The organism is Anaerolineales bacterium, assembly GCA_022866145.1.
In the GTDB taxonomy this organism is placed as follows: domain Bacteria; phylum Chloroflexota; class Anaerolineae; order Anaerolineales; family E44-bin32; genus PFL42.
In genome coordinates this window covers 1-8,274 of record JALHUE010000033.1, presented here as the reverse complement: position 1 = coordinate 8,274, position 8,274 = coordinate 1, and the positions used below count along the sequence as shown (strand labels likewise).

9 protein-coding genes are annotated in these 8,274 nt (G+C 67.0%); 3 read left to right on the top strand and 6 right to left on the bottom strand.

Going from position 1 to position 8,274, the window contains the following annotated elements:
• The 3 genes from MUO23_01035 to MUO23_01025 all read right to left on the bottom strand — a co-directional run.
• On the bottom strand, nucleotides 1–537 hold a 537-nt coding region (locus tag MUO23_01035), incomplete at its 3' end, for a hypothetical protein (protein MCJ7511535.1).
• Entirely contained in the window at nucleotides 534–1,358 is an 825-nt protein-coding gene (gene rsmI, locus MUO23_01030; protein MCJ7511534.1) for a 16S rRNA (cytidine(1402)-2'-O)-methyltransferase, read from the bottom strand. The genes MUO23_01035 and rsmI, both read right to left, overlap by 4 nt.
• Before the next feature lie 62 nt (nucleotides 1,359–1,420).
• Nucleotides 1,421–1,651, bottom strand: a complete 231-nt coding sequence (locus tag MUO23_01025; GenBank protein MCJ7511533.1) for a cold-shock protein — start codon at nucleotides 1,649–1,651, stop codon at nucleotides 1,421–1,423.
• A gap of 588 nt (nucleotides 1,652–2,239) precedes the next feature.
• Here MUO23_01025 and MUO23_01020 point away from each other — a divergent pair.
• The 3 genes from MUO23_01020 to metG all read left to right on the top strand — a co-directional run bounded on the left by MUO23_01020 (nucleotide 2,240) and on the right by metG (nucleotide 6,753).
• Nucleotides 2,240–4,114 carry a bifunctional homocysteine S-methyltransferase/methylenetetrahydrofolate reductase gene (locus tag MUO23_01020; GenBank protein ID MCJ7511532.1) on the top strand — a complete coding sequence of 625 codons (1,875 nt, stop codon included), beginning with the start codon at nucleotides 2,240–2,242 and terminating at the stop codon, nucleotides 4,112–4,114.
• A gap of 252 nt (nucleotides 4,115–4,366) precedes the next feature.
• Nucleotides 4,367–4,708, top strand: a complete 342-nt coding sequence (locus tag MUO23_01015; protein ID MCJ7511531.1) for a 4a-hydroxytetrahydrobiopterin dehydratase — start codon at nucleotides 4,367–4,369, stop codon at nucleotides 4,706–4,708.
• A 275-nt stretch (nucleotides 4,709–4,983) separates the two neighbouring features.
• A complete protein-coding gene (gene metG, locus MUO23_01010) occupies nucleotides 4,984–6,753 on the top strand; it encodes a methionine--tRNA ligase (GenBank protein MCJ7511530.1) in 1,770 nt (589 codons plus the stop codon).
• Nucleotides 6,754–7,367: 614 nt separating this feature from the next.
• Here metG and MUO23_01005 read toward each other — a convergent pair.
• The 3 genes from MUO23_01005 to MUO23_00995 all read right to left on the bottom strand — a co-directional run.
• Complete coding sequence (locus tag MUO23_01005; GenBank protein ID MCJ7511529.1) at nucleotides 7,368–7,550, bottom strand: hypothetical protein; 183 nt, start codon at nucleotides 7,548–7,550, stop codon at nucleotides 7,368–7,370.
• A gap of 111 nt (nucleotides 7,551–7,661) precedes the next feature.
• Nucleotides 7,662–8,051: a hypothetical protein gene (locus MUO23_01000; GenBank protein MCJ7511528.1), complete on the bottom strand. Its 390-nt coding sequence runs from the start codon at nucleotides 8,049–8,051 to the stop codon at nucleotides 7,662–7,664.
• A 39-nt stretch (nucleotides 8,052–8,090) separates the two neighbouring features.
• A partial coding sequence (locus tag MUO23_00995) for a hypothetical protein (protein MCJ7511527.1) occupies nucleotides 8,091–8,274 on the bottom strand: 184 nt, incomplete at its 5' end.

Genomic DNA, 8,274 nt, shown 5'->3' with positions numbered 1-8,274 from the left:
GGCCAATTCCTCCCCCGGGTGGGGCAACACACCCAACCTGTGCAGCGCGGCCAGGACCAGCCCGTACGAGAAGCCGACGGCCGCCCTCGGCTGACCCCGGTGGACAAAGCGCCAGACATCGACACCGTCTTCCTCGGCGCGTCGGGAGAGCTCCCCTCCAGTGGTGATGGCCAGGAGGCGGGCCTGTGCCTGGCGGCCGGCAGCATAGGCGGAGAGGGCCTCTTCGGTGTTGCCCGAATGGGATGACACGACTACCAGCGTCTCCGGGCCACTCGCCCAGGCGGGCAGACCATAGTCGCGCCACACCATCAGCGGGATCGGCGACAGCGGCGCAGCGTAGGCGCAAGCCAGGTCCGCCCCAATGGCTGACCCGCCCATGCCTGCCAGCACCGCCTGGTGCGGCTGGCGTTTATCCGACAACGGCTGGCCCTGGCCCAATCCCCAGGCGGCTTCGAGCTGTCCAGGGAGGCCATCGATGTGCTGCAGCATGCCCTGTGGATCCAGGCTGGCGAAGTGCCCGAGGTCGTCGAGGTTCATCGCTCCTCCATCGCCATTTGGTACACCGTCGCCCGCGGCAGCCCGCTTTCCGCCGCCACAGTGCGCGCCGCCTGGGAGGCGGTCATCCCCTGCTGTCTGTGCCGCTCCACAGCCTGCCGCACCTGGGCTGCGTCCCACGCAGGCTGCGCCGGCTGTGCTCCGGCGATCACCAGCGTGCACTCTCCGCGCGGCTCGTTGCGCTCAAAGTGCTGCTGGAGCGTTGCCAGATCCCCGCGTACCACCTGCTCATGGATCTTGGTCAGTTCGCGGCAAACGACCGCCGGCCGGTCAGCCCCCAGGGTATCCCTCAGGTCCTGCAGGCTCGCCCTCAGCCGATGAGGCGCCTCGAACAGCACCAGGGTTTTGGTTTCGTGGGCGAGGTCCCGCAGCCAGCGCCGCCGCTCGACGGCGCGGCGCGGCAGGTATCCGAGGAAGACGAAACTGTCCGTCGGCAGGCCCGAGACCACCAGGGCGCTGATCACGGCCGACGCTCCGGGCACTGGGCTGACGTCGTGCCCGGCAGCCAGCACGGACTGCACCAGTTCGTGCCCCGGGTCTGAGATCAGGGGTGTGCCGGCGTCCGTCACCAGGGCTACATCGCCGAGCTCGAGGGCCTGCAGAATCCGGTCGAGCCGGGCCAGCTTGTTGTGCTCATGATAGCTGATCACAGGGGTCACGATCTGAAAGTGAGTCAGCAGTTGGCGCGTCCGGCGCGTGTCTTCCGCCGCGATCAACCCGACCTGAGAGAGCAGGCGCAGGCCGCGCAGCGTGATGTCTTCCAGGTTCCCGATCGGGGTGGCTACGAGAAACAGCGTCCCCACACGGCTATTGTAGCAGTCGGATTCTGCCTGCGGGCGGCCAGCGGGCGCCAGCCGCTGGCCGCCTAGGTTTCTTCTGCCGGGAGCGGACGAACCTGCGCCGCCTGCGGTCCTTTGGGGGTCTCCTCGACGACGAAGGAAACGCGCTCGCCCTCTTCGAGATTGCGGAATCCCTCTCCTTCAATGCCGCTGAAGTGAACGAAGATTTCCTTCTCCTGGCCGTCTGGGGTGATGAAGCCGTAGCCTTTCACCCGGCTGAACCACTTGACGGCACCCTGCAGTCGTTCGTCGGACATCTTCTCCTCCTTGGCGTTCCCTGCGGGTCCATCAACCAAAGAAGCCGGGCAGAAGGTGCGGCTGCACCCCCGACACGGCTCCTCCAGGCAATCCTAAGCACCGGCCCGCATAGATCGGCTACCAGCCTAGCACAAGCCCAGGCTGAGGTCAAATTCCGTCCCGGCTCCGGTGTTGACACCGCCCAGCAGTCCGAGGTTTGGCTACCACCTCGCGCATAGTCAGCCTCGCATGCGGCCGGGGGTCTCCCTGGACGGCCGCAGTCTACCCCCACCCCGGCGCAGTCCGCCCGCGACCGAGGCTGGAACGGGTGAGCCCTACCCCTTCACTATCTGTCCGTCCTCAGGGCGCGGGCTCCGCACCCCCGGTACGAATCCTCTCGGGACCTCACGCGCCTCGGCCAAGTGGCATCCACCGGCCCAAGTGAGCCAAGACATTGACTTCCGGCGGGGCGTGCCTGACAATGACGGGCGCCTGTCCCCGCGGTGAGGGCAGGCCGATTCAACCCGACCCCGATTCGGCCTCAACTGACGGCCCTAGGGCGCGCGCCGCCGACTGCGCCCTGCGGGCCCCAACGCAGGAGTCATACGATGTCGGATCCAGGTCCGATCCGCCTCGCACTTCAGCAAGGCCGGCTTGTCCTCGCCGACGGAGCGATGGGCACAATGCTGCATGCCCGCGGCGCCGATCGACATGCCTGCCTGGATGCCCTCAACCTCCAGCGGCCGGAGGGAGTGCTCGCGATCCACCAGGCCTATGCCTCCGCCGGCTGCGACCTGCTTGAGACCAACACCTTCGGAGCGAACGCCTTCAAGCTCGCCGCCTTCAATCTGCAGGACCGGTTGGAGGAGATCAACGCCGCCGGTGTTCGGCTCGCCCGTCAGGCCGCCCAGGCCTCCGGACGCGAGATGTGGGTGGCGGGCAGCATCGGTCCCCTCGGCGTGCGCCTCGCCCCCTATGGCCGGGTGCGGGCTGAAACGGCGGCAACGGCCTTTCGCCGTCAGATCGAAGCCCTGGTTGCAGGCGGGATCGATCTGCTGATTCTCGAGACCTTCAGCGATCTGCGCGAGCTGCGTCTGGCGCTCGAGGCCGCCCGCACAATTTGCGACTTGCCGGTCGCCGCCAGCCTGACCTTCACCCGGGACGACCGCACCATGCTGGGCGACTCACCCGAGCAAGCGGCGGCCGTACTTCACGCCGCCGGTGCCGACCTGCTCGGCGCCAACTGCTCAGAAGGCCCCTCCCAGCTGCTGCGCGTCGTGCACCAGATGCGCAAGACCGCGGCCGATGCTCTGCTGCTGGCTATGCCCAATGCCGGCTGGCCCGAGCGTTCGGGGGGACGCATCCTGTATCCCGCAACCCCGGACTACTTTGCCGGCTACGTGCCGGCCTTCCAGCAGCAGGGCGTCCGCCTGCTCGGCGGCTGCTGCGGCACAACCCCCGAACACCTGGCGGCCATGCGGCACGCCCTGGATGCCCCGCCGGCCGCGGCCCAAGCCTGGTCGATTCCGGCTCCAGCCATCTCCGAGGAACCCTTGCCGGAGGAGGGTCCAACCGATCTGGCCAGCGCTCTGGGCGCCGGCCGCTTCCTCATCGTCGCCGAACTCGATCCCCCGCGAGGCTTCTCGACGCAGAAGATCCTGGCTGCCGCCCACCTGCTCGCCGAGAGCGGCGCCGACGCCCTGACTGTCGCTGACAGTCCGATGGCCCGGCTGCGCATGAGCCCGTGGGCCATCAGCTATCTCGTCCAGCAACAGGTCGGCCGCGAGACCATCCTGCACTTCCCCACCCGCGGCCGCAACCTGCTGCGCATCCAGGGAGATCTGCTCGCCGTTCACGCCCTGGGGATCCGGAATGTGATGATCGTCATGGGAGACCCGGCCTCGATCGGCGACTTCCCAAGCGCAATGGACAACGTCGACCTGGTTCCTTCCGGCTTGATCCGGCTGATCCGGGACAACCTCAACGCCGGGCTCGATCAAGCCGGAGGGCGGCTGGGCGAAGCCACCACCTTCTTCTGCGGCTGCGCCCTCAATCTGACCCCATCCGACCCGAAGCGTGAGATGCGCGCCCTGCAGAAGAAGATCGCCGCCGGCGCCGGCTTCGCCCTCACCCAGCCGGTCTTCGATCCCGACGCCGCCTTGGAGTTCCTCGAGGCCTATGCCCGCACCTACGGCCAACTGCGTCTGCCAATCCTGGCCGGGATCCTGCCGCTGGTCAGCGAACGGCACGCCGCCTTTCTGCAGCACGAGGTCCCCGGCGTCCACCTCCCGGCTGGAGTCCTTCAGCGCATGGCGGCTTCCTCTTCCCCGTCCGACACTGGCGTGCAGCTGGCGCTGGAGACGGCCGCCGCTCTTTCACCTCGCCTCCAGGGGGTTTTCCTGATGCCCGCCCTGCAGCGATATGAGCTAGCCGCCGAAGTGATCGAGGGGATTCGGGCCCAGCACCATGAGCCGCAGGCGTAGGATGGGCCGCGATGGCGGGCGGCGCGGCTCGCAGAATCGCCAGCCGGGCCGAGAGCATCGAGCCGGGAATGCCTCTCTACCAGGCTTGAACGGACCTTTGGCAGGTGCTGTGGCCCAGACGGGCTGCGCCTCTCCCTCCGCGACCCGAGGCCGGGCGGCGCCTTCTGCCGGCATGGCCGACCTTCTCCTGCGCCTTGGCTTGTCCCGGGGGCAGTCCATTCACGAGACCCGGCAACGCCCCAGGAGGTTTCCATGAAATCCGATCTGGCGGCACTGGAGTGCATTCCATGCAAGGGCGGGATTCCGCCGATGAAGGGTGAAGAGCTCGTGCGGTGGGCGCAGCGCCTGGGTGGGGGCTGGCAGGTCGTCGACGAGCACCACCTTTCCAAAGAGTTCCATTTCAAGGACTTTCGCCAGGCGCTGGCGTTCACCAATCAGGTGGGCGAACTGGCCGAAAAGGTCAATCATCATCCAGACTTGTGCCTGAGCTGGGGGCGGGTGCAGGTCGCGCTCTGGACTCACAAGATCGGCGGGCTGAGCGAGACGGATTTCATCTTCGCCGCCAAGGTCGACGCCTTGCAGCCGGCCGCATGAATCTGACGCCCAGCCAGGAGGTGTACAATTCGCACCGGGGAGCAAGCATGATCGCCCGACCGCAGAGAGCTTTCACGCTTATGGCCATGCCTGGAGTGCCGGGGCCGATGGGATCGGGTCCATCGGATTGACTGCGCCCTTGCCCCGGCCTCTCTCCCGCCAGCCCAGGCTGGCGGTTTGTCTTGTGCAGCCCGAACGAGTCCGCATGCTACAATCGCGAATCTCGGTCGGCGCCTGAACGATCGGGGCCAACCCCAATGAAATCGAGGCCGAGCATGACCGCCACCATTCACGTCTCCGTCGCCTGGCCGTATGCCAATGGCGACCTGCACGTCGGGCACCTGGCCGGCGCCTATCTGCCGGCCGACATCTTCGCCCGCTATCATCGCCTCAAGGGCAACCGCGTCCTGATGGTCTCGGGCTCCGATGCTCACGGCACGCCGATCACCATCGAGGCCGACAAGCGCGGGCAGTCCCCGCGCTCCCTCTTCGAGCACTATCACCACCGCTTCCTGGATACCCTGCAGGCGACCGGCATTAGCTTCGACCTGTTCACTCACACCGACACCGAGAACCACCACCGCCTCGCCCAGGCTCTGTTCCTGCGCCTGCATCAGAACGGCCATTTGTTCCTCGACACCCAGCGCCAGCTGTACTCCGAGTCCCAACAGCGGTTCCTGGCCGACCGGTATGTCGAGGGGACCTGCCCGGTGTGCGCCTACGAGGCGGCGCGCGGCGACCAGTGCGACAAGTGCGGTTCGCTCCTCGACGCAGTGGACCTGATCCATCCGGTCAGCAAGGTCGATGGCTCCTCCCCGGTCATTCGCGAGACCGAGCACTTCTATTTGAACCTGCCGGCGTTCAGCGAGCGGCTGCTTGCCTATCTCGAGTCGCACGCCGATCACTGGCGCCCGAGCGTCATCAACTTTGCCCGCAACTATGTCCTGGAGGGCCTGAAGGGCCGCCCCGTAACCCGCGACATCGAATGGGGCGTGCGAGTGCCGCTGCCCGGCTGGCAAGAGAAGGCGCTGTACGTCTGGTTCGAGGCGGTAATGGGCTACCTTACCGCCACGGTGGAGTGGGCCCACAACACCGGCCAGCCGGAGGCCTGGAAAGATTGGTGGTACGCCCCCGAGGCGCGCATCTACAACTTTCTCGGCAAGGACAACATCCCCTTCCATACCGTGATCTGGCAAGCCGAACTGCTGGGCGCCGAACGCCTCGATGAGGCCGACCATGACCGCCGGTTCAACTTGCCGTACGACATTCCCGCCAATGAATTCATGAACGTCGAGGGTGCCAAGTTCAGCAAGAGCCACAACTGGGCGATCTGGCTTCCGGACATCCTGCAGCGCTTCGATCCCGACCCAATTCGCTACTATGTCGCCTGCCTGATGCCGGAAACCCGCGACTCCGACTTCTCCTGGGAGGAGTTCGTCCGCCGCAACAACGATGAGCTGGTCGCCACCTGGGGCAACCTGGCCAACCGCGTACTCTCCTTTGCCTACAAACACTGGGAAGGTCAGGTCCCCGCCCCGGGATCTCTTCGCCTCGCTGACGTGGAGCTGCTCGAGCGCGTCGAGGCCGGGTTCGAGCTCGTCGGGGGCCTGATCGAGGCCGTGCGGTTGCGCGAAGCCTTGAGCGAGGCCTTGGCTCTGGCGCGGGCCGTCAACGGCTACCTGGATCGCGCTCCCTGGTTCAGCGTGATCAAGACCGATCGCCCCGCGGCCGAGACCACGGTCTATACCGCCCTGCGGGCCATCGATTCGCTCAAGATCCTGCTCTCACCGTTCCTGCCCTTCTCCAGTGAGCGCCTGCATGCCGCCCTCGGCTATGCCGGCCGGCTTCAGGGACACCTGCAGATCCAGACATACGCCGAAGAGACCCGCGACCACCAGGCGCTGGTGTACGTCGCCGACCAAGCGAGCGGACGTTGGGCTCCGAGTCAGCTGATGCCCGGGCAGCGCCTGCAGCCGCCGCAGCCGTTGTACCGCAAGCTCGATGACGAGGTGGCAGAGCAGGAGCGCAGCCGCCTCGGGACCTAGTCCGCAGCCGCACGCCGCCCGACGAAACGAGGCAGGGCGCACAGCGGGGTCTGGGGCTCACCCAGACTCCGCTGTCTCTCGCACGGTTCCGTTCGGCCAAGCCAGCTCTAACCTGGCGGTCGGATGGACGGCGGGAGTCAGCCCTGCGGGCGGGGAGCCCTCCTGACCCAAGAGGCGGGAAGGGAAGATTCGGGGTTGGTCAGCCAGCGCGCGGCCTGGGCTCGCCGTGCCCTCGGCACGCTGTGCGGGAGCAGCGAGAGATCCCCGAGCGCCGCCGCGGCAGATGCCAGCGAACCATGGGCACTTCGGCGCGCTGCGCCGCTCGGGCAATCTGGGGAAGCCAGGCTGCAACTTCAACTGGGGAGGTTCGGGCCAGCTTCTCCAGGGCATCGACGGCGTGCCCGCGGACCGAAGTATTGGGAGACTCAAGGGCTTCGACCCGGCCGGGCAGGAACTTGGGGCGCTCGCCCACGATGCACGCCACCTCGTTGGCCCGGCCGTCGCGGCTTGGGTTCCCCTCGGAAAGCAAGGCCACGAACCGATCGTGCATCGAGATTCGGGTCTGCGACTGTGCGTCCAGCCCGCCGGGCAGGCAGTCCGAAGCGCAGTTCGCCTCAGTCGGCTGGCGCCTCCCCGCCTGAGGCGCGGCGATCCTCTTCGAAGACCAAGGCGCACTCACACTCGCGCCCCTCGGCGCAGTCCTCACAGCAGTGGAACTTGTCGCCCCGCAGCACGGGTGCTCCCGTGATCTCGGCGCCGCAACCATCGCAGAACAACACACCCTCTTCCCATGCCATGGCTCACCTCCAGAGGACACAGGGCGCGCGACCGACGAGCGCACCTGGCGCGCCGGGCGTATCAGGCGATGAAGCGCAAGCAACTCGGGGGTGGTGCCGGTGAGTGCGATGTCAGAGCAGTGGGTCTAGCCCGGCGTCCCCCGCTTCATCCAGCGAGTCATCCAGGTCCAACCCGAACTCGACTTCTGCCCGGCTGTCATCCAACCGGACCCACAAAACCAGCAGGTGGCCGTCAGAGACTTCCACCCACCGCACCGCGACGATGGGCGCTTCTTGTGTCAGCCCATCCTCCGTCCGGTATTCGAGGTTCATCGGGGCACATTCGCGCCAGGAGCGATAGCAGCGTTCCACCAAGGCAGGCCCGTTGAGGGTGCGCACGCGGCACATCGCAATCATGCCGGCGTAAGGACCCTCGATCAGGCCCAGCAGCCAGGAATCGCTGACGATCTCAAAGGTTGGTGGCGGCCCTTCGATGATCGTGATCTTCTCCGGCTGTCCCATTTCTGCCCTCTACCCGGCTTTCCGCGCCCGGCGGCGCCATCATACCATAGTCTGCCTCAGCCGGACGTGTCCCTCAGCCTGCAGCCAGATGTAGGCATCCCGAAGAGTGTCCTCCAGCGGACGCGCCTGGAGGCCAAGGTCACGTTCTGCTTTGCCGCTGTCGTAGGCTGGCCAGTAGCGCACGGCCTGCAGATGCCCGGCCACGGAAGCCAGCGGCGGCAGT